Below are 13,642 nucleotides of genomic sequence, written 5' to 3'. Positions count from 1 at the left end.
GAAGTATGCAGAATCCATTGGGGCTAGAAGAAAGAGATCTTCATCAAAAGCCGGATATATGACTGCAGCTCACCTTAACCATTGGTACTTTTATCTTGCATAACGCGGGACGGACCATATATGACCTATGGTCTGACCCTAACAATCTCAGAAGCATCAAGGGCAGATGACAGGCTAAAGCCAGTCACTGGTTTACCGACTTGGCTACGGAGCTGCGGTGACTGGCTTTCAGCCTGTCATCCGCCAGACCAGCCACTCAATAGATATCGCCAACCACTGCGCAAAGCCTTACAATACACGGCTGACCTATTTGGATGGAATCATGTTCGACAAAAAGACCAAAGCCCAGATCCGCGCCGAGCTTGAACAGCAAGTTCAGGATTTTCTGCGCTCTGGTGGTGAGGTTAAAGAGATTCCACAGGGTCAGAGTGGAGTTCCGCACGGAGGGCTGATACGCCCCGTCTTTAATGACGGTAAACCACGCGAGTCGAGAACCCCCTGCGAGGGTGTGTTGCAGACCATCGATGCAAGACGCTTAATCAAAGAGCGCCCTAAATTAGCGAGAAAACTGAGTAAACCTAAACGCAAAGTCATTTACGACGATTTCGGAGAGCCTATCCGAGAAGTTTGGGAGTAAGGAAACTGCGAACAAGTCCCGCAGTGAAGATGCGGAACTTATTCGCAGATTCCCTAGGTTAACGATTCATTAAATCCAATGTAAATCTGAGTCGCTCTACCGCACTCTCCATCTCCAGTGCTTGCTGCAAATAGTGAGCATCAAATCGAATTAATCCAAACAACTCAAAACTGAACGCTTGTGGCGATTTGGTTAACCACTCTTCCTGATTCAGAATGTCACTCAACTTATTGGCCGCTCGGCTATCACCTTGCACCATTGCCAATACACGATGGCGCACCTTATCAACCAACTCAATTGCTTCTGACAACTCATCTTCAGTCATCTCACGATCAGCCATTGGTTGACACTCATACACCGAGTAGGGAATCTGCTGCAGTGATTGACCCAAAGAGTATCGCTGATCGATATGGACATCCACCACTAGACGACCATCATCTAACTGCTTAATCAGCTCGCACTGACCAGCACTAAACACGGTGTAGGGTCGATAGGTTGCCTGGTTAGTCTGCAACGCCTCTTTCAGAGGCAATCCCGATTTGGCAGGACTGATCTCTTTTTGTGTGTGACAAATCGCTACCGGCATACCTGTCTCCAAACAGTGATTGATCATCTGTCGGTAACGGGGTTCAAACACATGCAACGGAAACACTGTGCCAGGAAAGGTAACACAGTCGGGAATGGGAAAAATGGCGATTTGAGTCACGCAGCCTCCTTTAAAAACTTAAAGAGATTACGCAACTCAATTAGGGTCGGACTACTTAAACTCGGTGACTGGCTTTCAGCCTGTCATCCGCTCTACAAAATAGTGCCAAATGATAGTGCAGATGACAGACTAAAGTCAGTCACTGGACCTGGATTGGCGTCGCGGCCTTTTTAAGACCACTCCAACTAGCCCCTAATTACTAAGCCAAGCCGACTTTACGGGCCAGCTCCGCAGTACGATTCGCGTAGCCCCACTCATTGTCATACCAAAGGTAGAGCTTCACCTGGGTGTCGTTAACCACCATGGTCGAGAGCGCATCGACGACACTCGACCGAGGATCCGTTTTGTAATCGATTGAAACTAACGGACGCTCTTCATAGCCCAGGATCCCTGCTAAATAGCTCTCAGATGCGGCTTTAAGCAACTGATTAACCTCTTCAACACTGGTCGCTCTGTTGACCTCAAAGACACAGTCTGTAATCGATGCATTGGTTAGAGGTACACGTATCGCGTGGCCGTTCAATTTCCCTTTTAGGTCTGGGAATATATGCGTAATGGCCGTCGCCGAACCGGTTGTGGTGGGAATCAAACTGGTACCACAAGAGCGAGCACGACGCAGATCTTTGTGCGGAGCATCAATAATAGTCTGGGTATTGGTAATATCATGAATAGTCGTCATAGAACCGTGTTTAATACCTAAATTCTCATGAATTACCTTCACCGCAGGTGCTAGACAGTTGGTAGTACATGAGGCGGCTGTCACAATTCGATGCTGCTCAGGATCAAATAGGTCATCATTCACCCCCATGACACAGTCCAGCACACCCTCTTGCTTGACCGGCGCAGTGACAACGACACGCTTAACCCCTTGATCAAGGTAGGGCTGAAGTGCCTCTTTTGATTTGAACTTCCCTGACGCCTCTATGACTAGGTCACAGCCACTCCAGCAGGTCTCTTCAATGCTCTTGTTCGAGCTAACGGCAATGAACTGATCTGCCACCTGCATGCCACCATCAACGGGAAGTGCCTCTCTGCTCCAACGTCCGTGAACTGAATCGAAATTCATAAGGTGAGCCAAGGTTTCCGCATCCCCGGCAGGGTCGTTTATCTGAACGATCTCCACATCCGCACTATCAAACAGTACACGAGCTGTCAGACGGCCCATTCGACCAAACCCATTGATACCAACGCGCATAAAATACTCCTTCATAAGATGACAGAATTATTTCAGCGTTTTGTTACAAATTGAAGACAAATGAATCTTTTGACACATATCAATGCGCCTATATTAGAAAGGCGTAATCTACAGTTAACCAAACAAACAGAAGGAGCAAGCAAATGGCTGCTATTTCAAAAGATCACACACCGGCAACTGTATGGGCACTGGATCTAGTCTTTCTACTGATCGCAATTTCACCCGCCCTAATTTTTGTAGGCTCACTGATCGCAGGTTAATGGTCGATAAGGGTTAACTGCCCAGAGGATAAAAGGTCAGCGGATGCTGGCCTTTTTTGTGGCAAAAAAAAGCACCCACTGCGGGTGCTGAATTGTGCTGCTAATAATAGGAATCGAACTAGACAGCCAAGGGACAATCACACATTAAAACTAGCATCTAAACAGAGCCCCTGCGACCGCAAGTGTAATGACTGTCCCTATTGTCTTAATACCGTTTTTCATAAGAACCTGACTTCACATCATGCAAACGCTTATAGACTGTTAGCAGCGAGTGATGAGTGTTTAGGTTAGAGAGTGTCTCATCAAGCCCGGACAGAGCATCGAACAGCTTCTCTCCAGCAATATTAGCCAGAGCTTCTTGGTATAGCGCTTCACCATAGAGCGCAACCAATGGACGTTCATACTGTTCTCGCTCACGATTGGAATCTATCTCTAATCGTATCAATTCAGAAAGACAGCGGTGCAATTTAATCTCATCGCCTGTTAGGTGACCAAAGTTTAACATCCAGTCAACTTGCTCTAGTGCTAATTCCAACTCGCCTGACTTAAGCGCGAGCTTGAACTTAATATCCCCAATGCGAACGCGATCCCAGGGCGAACCAGAATCCGTTGCGAACCCTAACAGCTCAGCAAGACGCTGTTGATCATCAAATCCACCCTGCTCTAACTCTTCCAACAGATCCAACGCCATCTCCTGATCAAGCTGAGCGGGTGATAACAGTCGTGATCGCAGAGGCACTGCTAGATTATTGTTTCGCCAAATTAACTCATCAACAGGATAGATCTCTGACATCCCTGGGACCAAAATCCTGCAACAATCGAGCCCTAGGTGTTGATAGTCGGCAATATAGATCTGTAAATCTACGCCATGAATAATTCGACAGAGCTCGTCAAACTCATCCTCCGAACTGCCCTCTATATTCCACTCGGTAAAGGGGTAATCAGGCTCATCGGCGAACATATCCCATGCGACAACCCCACTGGAGTCGATAAAGTGCGTCTCTAAATTTTGCGGTTCCGCCGCCTCATCAATATCAAAGGTTGGGTGCGGGAAATCGTTCAGAGAGTCCAAAGCCCTACCCTGCAACAACTCAGTGACGGTTCGCTCCAGTGCCACCTCAAACTTAGGGTGAGCACCAAATGAAGCGAAACAGCCACCATCATTGCGATTAAACAGCGTGACATTGACCAGAGGGTATTTTCCTCCAAGAGAGGCGTCACGCACATCAACCAAAAATCCTTGAACACGCAGTGCTTTGATGGATGCTTCGATGCGAGGATATTGTGCAATCACCTTAGCCGGAATGCGCGGCAGTGTAATACCACTGGAGATAATGGTGTTCTTTATATGACGCTCAAAAATCTCAGACAGCGCTTGAACGCGCGCTTCAAAGAGATTATTGCCGGCAGCCATACCATTGGAGACATAGAGATTCTCCAACACATTGACTGGAAACCAGACTGTCTGTTTATCCGACTGACGAACAAAGGGTAAAGCGCACACACCCCTATCAGCTCGACCCGAGTTTAGGTCTACCAACATATCGGCACTGAGCTCCTCATCAGGGTCGTAGTGATTTCGGCTGTTTTGATCCAGCAGGCCTTCTGGCCACTGACCGGCAGAGGCTGGGAACCAGCGCTCATTGGGATAGTGAACAAACTCACGATCGGAAATGTCTTGACCGAAAAAGTAATCGGCAAAAAAGTAATTAGTACTCAATCGTTCATAGAACTCGCCCAGCGCACTGGCAAGACAAGCTTCAGGAGTAGACCCTTTACCGTTAGTAAATAATAGTGGGCAGTGACGATCACGAATATGCAGTGACCAGACGTGAGGCACAGGATTGAGCCAACTCACCTCCTCTATGTCAAAACCAAGATCCTTCAGCCCCTGACTCATGCGCTCGATCGACTCTTCAAGCGGGGCATCTTTTCCTGGAATTCTGGTCATTTTTTGTACTCTTTGTGGACTAACAGAGGTGTCAGCTAACTTATTATTTATTCGAAAGATTATACCTGAAGAAATAGTAGGAAAAAGTTCAAATGAGCGCTTGACGAAGGTCCGCCCCGTAATTAGTATATGCGCCCTCAGTTGAGCAAACAGTTCCTCGATAGCTCAGTTGGTAGAGCAGTAGACTGTTAATCTATTGGTCGCTGGTTCGAGTCCAGCTCGAGGAGCCAACTTTACTCAACAAGAGAAAAAGTCGGAGTATAGCGCAGCCTGGTAGCGCATCTGCTTTGGGAGCAGAGGGTCGTAGGTTCGAATCCTACTACTCCGACCACTTTTTCTCACTCCTCGTCGGAGTATAGCGCAGCCTGGTAGCGCATCTGCTTTGGGAGCAGAGGGTCGTAGGTTCGAATCCTACTACTCCGACCATCTCTTTGTGCCGGTATAGCTCAGTTGGTAGAGCAACTGACTTGTAATCAGTAGGTCCCGAGTTCGACTCTTGGTGCCGGCACCATTTACTACCTCTTATCACCGTTCATTTTTTCTTTAAGCACTCTGCGAACATAGCCACTTTTATAGGCATTTTTAAGGTATAGTGCTCGCATGAATATTAAGCTCATTACCTTATCCCTTGCAGCCCTGACTCTTCAAGGCTGTGTACTTACTAAAGTCGTGACGGTACCTATGCGCGTTGGTGGGGCAATCATCTCTGTTGTACCCGTGGTCGGTGACCCAATTGACGAGTCAATCGACACCGTGGCGGATGGAATTGACAAAATCCCGATTTAAAATTGCTCTAAATCAGACAAAGATGTTCTTTTTCTGACACCCTACTAAACACTCTCTAAAGTACAGGCATTAGACCCAATCTGGAGAGTGTTATGCTACCTGCCGTAAACAATATTCTTTACGCATCAGACATTAATGATGGCTCACGCCCTGCGTTTCGACACGCTGTTAAACTCGCCGAGCTGTACGATGCCAAACTCACCTACTTGCACGCCGTAGAGAAGATCAGTGACGGCGCAGCTGCTGTTCTACAAAATGTCATCGATCGTGATGAGCTTAATGAGTTAGAGAGAAGTGGCTCTGCCCGTTTGATGGAAAAAGTGGAACAACGCATCAAAGCGTTTTGCGAGGACGAGGTTCCAGAAGGGTCCATTAATCCGAGCGACATTGCCACCTGCGTCGATCAAGGCACACCTTGGCAAGTCATCATCGATACAGCTGACAAGATCAATGCGGATATGATTGTCATGGGTGTACGGACCCATGCGACCCTTCAGCACATGTTATTGGGCTCAACGTCACGCAAAGTCATGAGCCACAGTGTAATACCTGTGTTGATCGTCCCTTTAAGCTAATAGTTAGCGATTAAACAGACGCTGCTCAAACTGATGATTGAGTTGAGCGTCTGTCTCTTTGAGATCAGTTACAACACTAAACCGAGTCACCTCACCATGCGTGAACGGAAAATTAGCCGTGTACATGATGCGCATCCCTTCATAAAACTCACGCATCTCCAATACCACGTCTCCTGTTGATCCTGACACTCTTACCTTTGGATCCTCAAATTGATAAGAACCGAAGGTCACAGGATCAACGCAAGTGATCGTCAAGTAGCCCAATGAGGGCTTACGTTCGAATCCATATAGATCTGCCACATGTTCGGAAAGCTCTTCACTCGCAGAAACATAGGTTTTAACCTTACAATCTTCTGCCCATACACCGGTTGAAACAAAGGCTAAAGAGCCAGCAAATAGTGAAGCAATTACCTGTTTTTTCATAACAATCCTTACTAGCGACCTAAACTGTAAAATTCATCATTAGGGCGCAAACTCATGACATTGGCCATGCGATTAGAGAAGCCAAACAACCCTGTGATTGAAGTGATATCCCAAATATCATCATCACTGAACCCCTGAGCATGCAGCCTATCAAAGTCTGCCTCACCGACCTCATTAGCTGATTGAGCTACCTTCATGGCAAAGTCCAACATAGCGCGCTGGCGTTCAGTAATATCTGCTTTACGGTAATTAGCGACTATCTGATCGGCAATCAATGGATTTTTCGCACGTATTCTCAAAATTGCGCCGTGCGCAACAACACAGTATTGGCACTGATTAAGACTACTAGTGGCTACCACAATCATCTCACGCTCAGCCTTTGTCAGCCCCGATTCCCGCTCCATAAGCGCATCGTGATAAGCAATGAACGCACGGAACTCGTCTGGCCTCCTAGCCAATGCCAGAAAAACATTAGGAACAAAACCGGACTTTTCCTGAACCGTTAAAATAAGATCACGGATATCCTCAGGTAGATCCTTTATATCAGGGGTACTAAAAACACTAATCTGATTACTCATTAGAAGAGACTCATATTCTAAATTTTTACTATTTATACCAGAAACATGATCTGTGCTGTATTGAACTGATTCAATCAGTGCTAGGATAAATCTATAGGATAAAGTAGATAGAACAATGACAGATGACACCCGAAAGCCAAGAATACTTATAGTTGAAGACGATGAATTTTCTCAAGATTTCATCAGTGGAGCCCTAGATACACTGGCTGAAGTGAGTATCGCAAACAGTGGCGAACAGGCGCTTCAAAAATTGAGTGACACCGGTCAATTGCCAGATTTAGTGGTTGTCGACATTGTCATGTATGCAATGAACGGTATCGAGATTACCCGTTATATTCGCCATGATTTGAGTGAATATAAAATACCTGTCTTTGTTCTGTCTTCACACGCTGATCCAGAAATGGAGAGAATTACCTACAGTGCTGGTGCTACCGTGGTGTGTAAGAAAGGACTATCATCACAAGCTTTGTTACAGCGCATTCGCGGGCTTCTGGATATTTCATTTAATCCCCACTCTTAAGAAACATTGCGTACACAGGTATATTGGACCGTCAATAACTACTAAAAATCTTATTCCAACCGCACTACTCATTGCACTATGGGTGGTTCGTTAACGGATTAGGATTGGCGTTTCTGCATCGCCATAAAGTGCTCTATCCCTTTGATTTGATCTTCAGCGTGGTGGTTTACATACAAGACGGTCGTCTCGTTACCCTCACAGATCTTCTCAATCAGAGCCAATACCAACTGTCGGTTCATATCATCTAGCCCTAGACAGGGCTCATCCAGAATTAATAGCGGTGGATGTTTTACCATGGCGCGCGCAATCAACAAGAGTCGCTGATCACCGTAAGAGAGCTTGTTGAACGGCACATCGGCGCGATCCTGCATACCCAGCAGTGCAAGCCACTGATCGGCAATCATCTTCTGATTATCGGTTGATTTGGTGTACATACCAATGCTGTCAAAGAAGCCCGAGATAATGACATTTTTACAACTGATGCTGACACGATACTCCCATTGCAGTGCGGTCGACACATAACCAATAAACTGCTTAATCTGCCAGATACTCTCGCCGTTACCGCGCTGAAAACCGAACACAAAGATGTCGTTGACGTAACACTGCGGGTGATCGCCAGTAATCAATGAGAGCACACCTGTTTTACCACTGCCGTTTGGACCGCTCAGTTGCCAATGTTGGCCAGGATTTATCGTCCAGTTGAAGCCCTCAACAATTACTGCATCACTGTATTTGATCGAGATATCGGTCAGTTTGACCAGTGGATCATTCGGATTCAGTTCTGGAAGCGGGTTAGCAGGATCCGCCGGTGGAACCTCTAGATCTGTCGTTTTCAAGTGAAGCAGTTGGTATAGCTCTGCATAAGCCGATTCATCGCTGCGATCGACCTGAAATGCTAGACGTCCCGCATCGTTACCCACCTTCTCCATGTAGGCAACATGAGTAATAAAATCAGGCATTTCGTCGAAGCGGTTTAACACCAGTATCATCGGCGTGGTATCAATGATGCTGGCTAAATGCTGCTGCAGCATCGCAAGCGTATCAGCATCTAACCCATCAAATGGCTCATCTAAAATAAGAAGCTCTGGGTTATTGGCCAACGCACGGACCAACATCATCTTGCGGCTCTCACCGGTCGAAAGCTTGCGGAATGCTCTATCCAACAGCGGCGACAAACCGAACTGCTCGACTAATTCAGCCGCTAACAGTTGATCTTCACAATGCTCAAAGATCATTTCCCGAACGGGGGTTCCTTCTGAGATGACATCTAAAATATCGGCGTCATCCTTTTTAAGCTCCTGTTTGATCAACTCTGCCTGAGCTTCGAATGAAACGAGTCCAACTCTATTTGGGACTCCCTCTATGGATCCATTCAATGCATCACCAAACCCTGCTAACACCGCTGCAAGCGCCGACTTACCAGAACCATTGGTACCGGTGATGACCCAATGCTGATTGGGCTCAATGGTCCAATCGACCCCTTTAAGGTCAAAGCGTTCATCAAAGTTTACGTCAAGGTTTTCAATGTGAATGGATGTCGACATGGGGATTCCTAATCAACAAATAGAGTTTATAAAAAGCATAAAGCCGAGTACTCCTTGCGAGGCACTCGGCTTTGAGTCGTTTAAATTTTATCTAAAATTAAACGATCTTCTTCATGTCAGCCATGTGGCCACGAAGAACTGTACCGATCGCTTCAACTGGGTGAGCGCGTAGTGCAGCGTTAACTTCGATTAGACGAGCGTTATCTACGCCGTTGTCGTCAAGATCTAGGCCTTTACCGATCACGTCTGATTTGATGCCCTTCATGAAGTCACCTAGTAGCGGCACACACGCGTGGTTGTATAGGTAACAGCCGTACTCTGCAGTATCAGAGATTGTTGCGTTCATTTCGTAAAGCTTCTTACGAGCGATAGTGTTTGCGATTAGTGGAGTCTCGTGAAGTGACTCGTAGTACGCAGACTCAGCGATGATACCAGCAGCCGTCATTGTTTCGAATGCAAGCTCAACACCTGCTTTGACCATAGCAACCATAAGGATGCCTTTGTCGAAGTACTCTTGCTCAGAGATCTCTACGTCGCCTGCTGGAGTCTTCTCGAAGTTAGTCTCTGCAGTCTCTGCACGCCATTTAAGAAGATTAGCGTCATCGTTCGCCCAATCCTCCATCATGACACGTGAGAAAGTGCCGTCGATGATGTCATCCTGGTGCTTGTTGTAAAGCGGACGCATGATCACTTTTAGCTCTTCAGCAAGGTCGAAACACTTGATCTTAGCTGGGTTAGATAGACGGTCTAGCATGTTGGTAACGCCGCCGTACTTAAGTGCTTCAGTGATGGTTTCCCAACCGTACTGAATCAACTTAGATGCGTAACCAGCGTCGATACCCTCTTCAACCATCTTGTCGAAACATAGGATCGAACCAGTCTGCAACATACCACAAAGGATAGTCTGTTCACCCATAAGGTCAGACTTAACTTCTGCGATGAACGATGACATTAGAACGCCCGCTTTGTGACCGCCAGTACCTACAGCGTAAGCTTTAGCCAGTGCTAGACCTTCACCCTTAGGATCGTTATCTTCGTGAACCGCGATCAGTGTAGGTACACCGAAGCCACGCACGTACTCAGCACGTACTTCTGAACCAGGACACTTAGGTGCAACCATGATAACGGTTAGGTCGTCACGGATCTGCATACCCTCTTCAACGATGTTGAAACCGTGTGAGTAAGATAGGCAAGCGCCCTCTTTCATCAGAGGCATCACCGAGTTAACAACGGCTGTGTGCTGCTTATCTGGAGTTAGGTTAAGTACGACGTCTGCAGTAGGAATAAGCTCTTCGTAAGTACCAACAGTGAAACCGTTGTCCGTTGCGTTTTTCCATGACTGACGCTTTTCAGCAATCGCTTCAGGACGCAGAGCGTAAGAGACATCTAGGCCTGAGTCGCGTAGGTTAAGACCCTGGTTAAGGCCTTGCGCACCACAACCTATTACAACCATTTTTTTGCCTTTAAGCGCTTCAACGCCATCAGCAAATTCAGACATATCCATGAAACGGCACTTAGCCAGTTCCGCTAGCTGCTCACGTAGTGGCAGTGTATTGAAGTAGTTAGCCATGCTAAACAGATCCTAATTTAATTGGGAGGTGCGTCGTTGAACGACACGGACAACTGACTAGAGTTCTAATCAAAGTGGGCAGATTATAAGCAAAACCAATAGTTTCTTAAATTGATATATTTGCAACACAACATCCCGATTTGCGCAACAATAGACAATTTAGATAGACTACCCCCATGAATTTAAAGAATCTGAAACAGTTTTTAGCATTGGCCGACACTCTGCACTTTGGACGGGCCAGTGAAGAGTGCCATGTCAGTCTATCAGCCCTCTCTCGAAACATTCGCCAACTCGAAGAGGAGCTGGGCGTAGAACTGTTCAAACGTGATAATCGGACTGTAGTTCTTACCCAAGAGGGGCAACGCTTTCTACAGTACGCCCGCGAAACTTACAGTCAGTGGAATATTATTCGCAGCGAATTGACGGACAAAACAGGACAGCTCAGCGGTGAGATCAGTATCTACTGCTCGGTAACAGCTAGTTACAGCTTCCTGTACGAATTGTTAAACCGCTTTCGCCAAGTACATCCGCATATCGAGATTAAGCTTCATACAGGGGACCCTGATCGCGCCATTGCACGTATCCAAGAGGGTATAGAGGAGATCACCATTGCCGCTCAACCCGACAACCTGAGCAAAAGCCTCTCATTTAAACCGATTACCCAATCTCCCTTAGTATTTATTGCACCGGCAGAGGCACAACCCAACTTACCCAACAGCTCACCACAAAGCGTTGAGGATTGGCAGAGCACCCCTATGATTCTCTCTGAAGCGGGTGTTGCTCGAAGTCGGGTCGACGACTGGTTAAACGAGCAAGGCATCACACCCAATATCTATGCTCAGGTTGCAGGTAACGAGGCGATCGTCAGCATGGTGAGCTTGGGGTTCGGCATTGGTGTCGTGCCCAAAATTGTTTTGGATAACAGTCCACTGGTCGAGCGAATCAGAATACTGGATGTACAACCCGCTCTAAAACCCTATGAGATCGGACTATTTACACTAACACGTAGCTTAAAAAACCCATTGATTGAAGCGTTCTGGGAGCTAAGCTAATGATGAAACTGATCGCTGTTGCATTTCTGCTTCTCACCACTCCTCTTCAAGCCGCCAGTTTCAGGGAGACCTGGCAAGCACTGTTCAGTGAACAGTATTCAGAAGCTATCGCCGGTGCTCGTGATCTTCAGCTCAATGAAGACCCCAGAGGCAATTTTCTGTTTGGTTATATGTATCTGTTTGGTAAAGGGCTGGAACAAGATCCTGTTAAGGCTGAATCCTATTTCAAACGCGCCTCGGAGGCCGGCTTTAATGGTGCAACCTTTCGATTGGGAAAGATGTACCGGGAGGGACACCCTGGCGTACCGAAACAGACAGCACTGGCCTATCAGCTCATTTCACAAGCCGCTGAAAAAGGCGGACCCAACGCACAGTTCAACTTAGCGCAGATGGTCGAAAACGGGGAAGGTACCGAGATCGATTGGGAGAGAGCGTTTAAGCTATACCAAGGCGCAGCTTCCAAAAAACACGCCTTCGCGCACTGGAATCTAGGCTACTACTACCTCACTGGAAGAGTCGTTGCTAAAGACGTCAACAAAGCGTCTGAACACTTTGAGATCGCCTTCAAGGAGGGATCCGCTAAGTGGCTGTCTGTCGAGATCAATAGACGCCTGTTGGACGATATAAGTGATGAGGTGCGTAAGGTGCTAGAAGAACAACTCATCAGCTTGTCTCGAAGCCTCCGTGACTGACTTCAGTCTGTCATCGGCTCTATGAGCGTTTTCCAGACAACCCAATTAACCGGACAGCGGATGACAGGCTAAAGCCAGTCACCGGAAAACACAAAGGGCCACCCTAACGGGTGGCTAATTTCCTGTTGGAGCGATTTTGAGCACAGCGAAAAGTCGCGAATTTGAGATGAGAGGATTACGAAACAGATCCCTGTATTTCGCCCCTTCGGGGCCGCGCTTTGATCGCCTGCGACGTGACTGACTTCAGTCTGTCATCGGCTTTATGAGCGTTTTCCAGAGGGTCCATTTAAGCCAACAGCGGATGACAGGCTAAAGCCAGTCACCAGAAACACAAAGGGCCACCCTAACGGGTGGCCCTTTGTGTTTGTATGGTCGGAATGAGAGGATTCGAACCTCCGACCCCCTGCACCCCATGCAGGTGCGCTACCAGGCTGCGCTACATTCCGGAAACTTGGCGCGCATGTTACAGGATGCGCTTTCGGGTTTAAAGCCTAGTTGGCGTTAATTCTCATCGATTTAAGAATATCTTCCAGCTCGGTAATCGATTGGCGAATCAACTGCTTATACCGCCCTTGATCATCGTGTGTATTACCTGCTGTCAGATACTGTTTTGCTCCAGCAATAGTAAGGCCTTGTTCGTAGAGAAGGCCCTTGATTTCACGAATCAGAAGAATGTCTTGGTGCTGATAGTAGCGGCGATTACTGCGTTTAACCGGCTCAATTTGTTCGAACTCTTGCTCCCAGTAGCGAAGCACATGAGGCTTTAGATCACACAACTTGCTGACTTCACCAATCGTAAAGTAACGCTTGGTTGGGATGGTAGGAAGATCGCTCGACATTATTGTTGCTTAGCTGAATGCAGCTCTACTCGCTCTTTAAGCTTTTGCCCCGGACGGAAGGTTACCACTCGACGGGCAGAGATAGGCACCTCTTCACCCGTCTTAGGGTTACGTCCAGGACGCTGTCGCTTATCGCGTAGATCAAAATTACCAAAACCCGAGAGTTTGACATGCTCGTTATGCGAAAGACTCTCTTTGATCTCATCGAACATCGATTCAACCATCTCTTTCGCTTCGCGTTTGTTTAGACCGAGTTCTTCAAAAAGACGCTCTGCCATATCCGCTTTGGTTAACGCACTCATACCAAACCCCTT

The 13,642-nt window shown here is 47.2% G+C and carries 15 protein-coding genes and 5 tRNA genes; 10 read left to right on the top strand and 10 right to left on the bottom strand.

Annotation, left to right across the window (positions count from 1 at the left end; translation table 11 throughout):
• Positions 1-322: 322 nt before the first annotated feature.
• On the top strand, positions 323-637 hold the full coding sequence (locus XMD564_RS08765; protein WP_173483509.1) for a hypothetical protein: 315 nt from the start codon (positions 323-325) through the stop codon (positions 635-637).
• A 58-nt stretch (positions 638-695) separates the two neighbouring features.
• On the opposite strand, the gene XMD564_RS08760 is transcribed toward XMD564_RS08765, so the two are convergent.
• From XMD564_RS08760 to ycaO, 3 genes are all read right to left on the bottom strand, one after another.
• Positions 696-1,343 carry an LON peptidase substrate-binding domain-containing protein gene (locus XMD564_RS08760; protein ID WP_173508166.1) on the bottom strand — a complete coding sequence of 216 codons (648 nt, stop codon included), beginning with the start codon at positions 1,341-1,343 and terminating at the stop codon, positions 696-698.
• Between the two features lie 199 nt (positions 1,344-1,542).
• Positions 1,543-2,538: an ArsJ-associated glyceraldehyde-3-phosphate dehydrogenase gene (locus tag XMD564_RS08755; protein ID WP_173508165.1), complete on the bottom strand. Its 996-nt coding sequence runs from the start codon at positions 2,536-2,538 to the stop codon at positions 1,543-1,545.
• A gap of 465 nt (positions 2,539-3,003) precedes the next feature.
• The gene (gene ycaO / locus XMD564_RS08750; RefSeq protein WP_173508164.1) at positions 3,004-4,749 is read right to left on the bottom strand and encodes a 30S ribosomal protein S12 methylthiotransferase accessory factor YcaO; all 1,746 of its coding nucleotides are present in this window, start codon (positions 4,747-4,749) and stop codon (positions 3,004-3,006) included.
• 154 nt (positions 4,750-4,903) lie between these two features.
• Here ycaO and XMD564_RS08745 point away from each other — a divergent pair.
• The 6 genes from XMD564_RS08745 to XMD564_RS08720 all read left to right on the top strand — a co-directional run bounded on the left by XMD564_RS08745 (position 4,904) and on the right by XMD564_RS08720 (position 6,110).
• A tRNA-Asn gene (locus XMD564_RS08745) sits at positions 4,904-4,979 on the top strand.
• Positions 4,980-5,003: 24 nt separating this feature from the next.
• Positions 5,004-5,080, top strand: a tRNA-Pro gene (locus tag XMD564_RS08740).
• Positions 5,081-5,098: 18 nt separating this feature from the next.
• Positions 5,099-5,175, top strand: a tRNA-Pro gene (locus XMD564_RS08735).
• Positions 5,176-5,184: 9 nt separating this feature from the next.
• A tRNA-Thr gene (locus XMD564_RS08730) sits at positions 5,185-5,260 on the top strand.
• Between the two features lie 89 nt (positions 5,261-5,349).
• A complete protein-coding gene (locus XMD564_RS08725; RefSeq protein ID WP_173481113.1) occupies positions 5,350-5,535 on the top strand; it encodes a DUF6726 family protein in 186 nt (61 codons plus the stop codon).
• Between the two features lie 92 nt (positions 5,536-5,627).
• A complete protein-coding gene (locus tag XMD564_RS08720) occupies positions 5,628-6,110 on the top strand; it encodes a universal stress protein (RefSeq protein WP_173481114.1) in 483 nt (160 codons plus the stop codon).
• 3 nt (positions 6,111-6,113) lie between these two features.
• Here XMD564_RS08720 and XMD564_RS08715 read toward each other — a convergent pair whose 3' ends face one another.
• The gene (locus XMD564_RS08715) at positions 6,114-6,533 is read right to left on the bottom strand and encodes a DUF4426 domain-containing protein (protein WP_173481115.1); all 420 of its coding nucleotides are present in this window, start codon (positions 6,531-6,533) and stop codon (positions 6,114-6,116) included.
• 11 nt (positions 6,534-6,544) lie between these two features.
• On the bottom strand, positions 6,545-7,111 hold the full coding sequence (locus XMD564_RS08710; protein WP_173483506.1) for a peroxidase-related enzyme: 567 nt from the start codon (positions 7,109-7,111) through the stop codon (positions 6,545-6,547).
• A gap of 115 nt (positions 7,112-7,226) precedes the next feature.
• Here XMD564_RS08710 and XMD564_RS08705 point away from each other — a divergent pair, with 115 nt between their 5' ends.
• Complete coding sequence (locus XMD564_RS08705) at positions 7,227-7,631, top strand: response regulator (protein ID WP_173508163.1); 405 nt, start codon at positions 7,227-7,229, stop codon at positions 7,629-7,631.
• Positions 7,632-7,729: 98 nt separating this feature from the next.
• On the opposite strand, the gene modF is transcribed toward XMD564_RS08705, so the two are convergent.
• Entirely contained in the window at positions 7,730-9,175 is a 1,446-nt protein-coding gene (modF, locus tag XMD564_RS08700) for a molybdate ABC transporter ATP-binding protein ModF (RefSeq protein ID WP_173481118.1), read from the bottom strand.
• Between the two features lie 97 nt (positions 9,176-9,272).
• Positions 9,273-10,745, bottom strand: a complete 1,473-nt coding sequence (ilvC, locus tag XMD564_RS08695) for a ketol-acid reductoisomerase (protein WP_173508162.1) — start codon at positions 10,743-10,745, stop codon at positions 9,273-9,275.
• Between the two features lie 176 nt (positions 10,746-10,921).
• Between ilvC and ilvY the strand changes: the two genes are divergently transcribed.
• Positions 10,922-11,797 carry an HTH-type transcriptional activator IlvY gene (gene ilvY, locus XMD564_RS08690; protein ID WP_173481120.1) on the top strand — a complete coding sequence of 292 codons (876 nt, stop codon included), beginning with the start codon at positions 10,922-10,924 and terminating at the stop codon, positions 11,795-11,797.
• The gene (locus XMD564_RS08685) at positions 11,797-12,489 is read left to right on the top strand and encodes a tetratricopeptide repeat protein (protein WP_173481121.1); all 693 of its coding nucleotides are present in this window, start codon (positions 11,797-11,799) and stop codon (positions 12,487-12,489) included. The genes ilvY and XMD564_RS08685 overlap by 1 nt, the downstream gene beginning before the upstream one ends.
• A 369-nt stretch (positions 12,490-12,858) precedes the next feature.
• Here XMD564_RS08685 and XMD564_RS08680 read toward each other — a convergent pair.
• From XMD564_RS08680 to ihfA, 3 genes are all read right to left on the bottom strand, one after another.
• Positions 12,859-12,935, bottom strand: a tRNA-Pro gene (locus tag XMD564_RS08680).
• A 45-nt stretch (positions 12,936-12,980) separates the two neighbouring features.
• Positions 12,981-13,328, bottom strand: a complete 348-nt coding sequence (locus XMD564_RS08675) for a MerR family transcriptional regulator (RefSeq protein ID WP_173482050.1) — start codon at positions 13,326-13,328, stop codon at positions 12,981-12,983.
• Entirely contained in the window at positions 13,328-13,630 is a 303-nt protein-coding gene (gene ihfA, locus XMD564_RS08670) for an integration host factor subunit alpha (RefSeq protein ID WP_173482051.1), read from the bottom strand. The genes XMD564_RS08675 and ihfA overlap by 1 nt, the downstream gene beginning before the upstream one ends.
• Between the last annotated feature and the right edge of the window lie 12 nt (positions 13,631-13,642).

Origin of the sequence: Marinobacterium sp. xm-d-564, assembly GCF_013283345.1 — a bacterium.
GTDB lineage: Bacteria > Pseudomonadota > Gammaproteobacteria > Pseudomonadales > Balneatricaceae > Marinobacterium_E.
The sequence above is the reverse complement of the archived record's forward strand: the minus strand, read 5'-3'. Positions and strand labels throughout refer to the sequence as shown.

Excerpts from the sequence above, each read along its gene's own strand:
- XMD564_RS08765 (WP_173483509.1), top strand. The coding sequence starts at position 323 with ATGTTCGACAAAAAGACCAAAGCCCAGATCCGCGCCGAGCTTGAACAG.
- XMD564_RS08755 (WP_173508165.1), bottom strand. The coding sequence starts at position 2,538 with ATGCGCGTTGGTATCAATGGGTTTGGTCGAATGGGCCGTCTGACAGCT.
- ycaO (WP_173508164.1), bottom strand. The coding sequence starts at position 4,749 with ATGACCAGAATTCCAGGAAAAGATGCCCCGCTTGAAGAGTCGATCGAG.
- XMD564_RS08725 (WP_173481113.1), top strand. The coding sequence starts at position 5,350 with ATGAATATTAAGCTCATTACCTTATCCCTTGCAGCCCTGACTCTTCAA.
- XMD564_RS08720 (WP_173481114.1), top strand. The coding sequence starts at position 5,628 with ATGCTACCTGCCGTAAACAATATTCTTTACGCATCAGACATTAATGAT.
- XMD564_RS08715 (WP_173481115.1), bottom strand. The coding sequence starts at position 6,533 with ATGAAAAAACAGGTAATTGCTTCACTATTTGCTGGCTCTTTAGCCTTT.
- XMD564_RS08710 (WP_173483506.1), bottom strand. The coding sequence starts at position 7,111 with ATGAGTAATCAGATTAGTGTTTTTAGTACCCCTGATATAAAGGATCTA.
- XMD564_RS08705 (WP_173508163.1), top strand. The coding sequence starts at position 7,227 with ATGACAGATGACACCCGAAAGCCAAGAATACTTATAGTTGAAGACGAT.
- modF (WP_173481118.1), bottom strand. The coding sequence starts at position 9,175 with ATGTCGACATCCATTCACATTGAAAACCTTGACGTAAACTTTGATGAA.
- ilvC (WP_173508162.1), bottom strand. The coding sequence starts at position 10,745 with ATGGCTAACTACTTCAATACACTGCCACTACGTGAGCAGCTAGCGGAA.
- ilvY (WP_173481120.1), top strand. The coding sequence starts at position 10,922 with ATGAATTTAAAGAATCTGAAACAGTTTTTAGCATTGGCCGACACTCTG.
- XMD564_RS08685 (WP_173481121.1), top strand. The coding sequence starts at position 11,797 with ATGATGAAACTGATCGCTGTTGCATTTCTGCTTCTCACCACTCCTCTT.
- XMD564_RS08675 (WP_173482050.1), bottom strand. The coding sequence starts at position 13,328 with ATGTCGAGCGATCTTCCTACCATCCCAACCAAGCGTTACTTTACGATT.
- ihfA (WP_173482051.1), bottom strand. The coding sequence starts at position 13,630 with ATGAGTGCGTTAACCAAAGCGGATATGGCAGAGCGTCTTTTTGAAGAA.